This window comes from Mesorhizobium sp. M1A.F.Ca.IN.020.06.1.1 (assembly GCF_004023265.1).
GTDB lineage: Bacteria > Pseudomonadota > Alphaproteobacteria > Rhizobiales > Rhizobiaceae > Mesorhizobium.
In genome coordinates this window covers 1-378 of sequence record NZ_RZSR01001864.1, presented here as the reverse complement: position 1 = coordinate 378, position 378 = coordinate 1, and the positions used below count along the sequence as shown (strand labels likewise).

Sequence of the window (378 nt, the reverse complement as noted above, 5' to 3'; positions counted from 1 at the left end):
TGGCTATAGTGTTTGAAAAGGATAACATTCCAGAGGGGACAATAGCGGCTAAACGGATTGTGGAGCAAGCTTTACTTAAAAAGTGTATAGGTTTTAAGGAACCGCCAAAAGCACATACCAACTGTGTGAGGATTGTATATAAGGATGGGTATCATATAGACTTTGCGGTGTACAGACGTTATAAACAGAATGAGAGTGATGACGAGTATACTTACGAACACTGCGGAAGTGAGTGGAGAGAACGAGATCCAAGAAAAATAACAAAATGGTTTGTGGATCAAAACAAAAATGAACATAACTATAAGCTGCGTGAGGTAGTTCGGTTATTGAAGATGTTTTGTAAGTCTAGAGATACGTGGACAATGCCTGGGGGATTGA

At 39.7% G+C, this 378-nt stretch carries 1 protein-coding gene; it reads left to right on the top strand.

The window, feature by feature from the left end; all coding sequences use genetic code 11:
- Positions 1-8 precede the first annotated feature (8 nt).
- The coding region (locus EOA60_RS38620) for a cyclic GMP-AMP synthase DncV-like nucleotidyltransferase (protein ID WP_348632769.1) at positions 9-378 on the top strand (370 nt) is incomplete at its 3' end.